A 692-nucleotide genomic window follows, 5' to 3' on the forward strand; every position below is an offset into this window, starting at 1 on the left:
TATAAAAGAAGTTGAAGAAGCTTGTGATATAATAAAAAGTTTTAAAAATAATATTTAAGAACAATATTAAATAAAAAATAATCACAAAAACTTTAAAAAAATATTACTAAATTTATTCAAAATAATTATGAGTCTATTGACTTTTTAATTATTTTGAATATAATATATTACTATGAAAGGTAATATTGTTTTAAATACAAATAATTTTCTAGCTTATTACTTTAAGTCTTTTTATTATTTTGGCGTTTAAAGCGCCAGAGTATCTTTTTTTAAACAACCACAAATACATTTTAATTTAATCAAAAAATAAAAACATTATTATAAAATATAATGCTTAATTATTATAAAAAATAAATATATTTTAAGGAGAAAAATAATGATTATCGTAATGAAGGCTAATGCCAAAGAAGAACAAGTTAATAATATAACAGATAGATTAACAAATTTAGGACTAGGCACAAACAAAATCGTAGGTGTAGACTGCACAGTTATAGGTATTGTGGGAGACACTTCTAAAGTAGATAAGGAATTAATAGCAACATTACCAGGTGTAGATAAAGTATTAAAAGTACAAGAACCATTCAAAAGAGCAAACAGAGCATTCAAAAAAGAAGATACTATAGTAGATGTTAGCGGAGTAAAAATAGGCTCAGAGAAACCAGTAATAATAGCAGGACCTTGTTCTGTAGAAA

Annotated in this window: 1 pseudogene; it reads left to right on the plus strand. The window is 23.6% G+C overall.

Annotation, left to right across the window (positions count from 1 at the left end):
* Window positions 1-376: 376 nt before the first annotated feature.
* A pseudogene (locus E6A48_RS04390) lies at window positions 377-692 on the plus strand (3-deoxy-7-phosphoheptulonate synthase); the annotation flags it as partial.

It is taken from the genome of Brachyspira pilosicoli (genome assembly GCF_019402445.1).
Classification (GTDB): domain Bacteria; phylum Spirochaetota; class Brachyspiria; order Brachyspirales; family Brachyspiraceae; genus Brachyspira; species Brachyspira pilosicoli_B.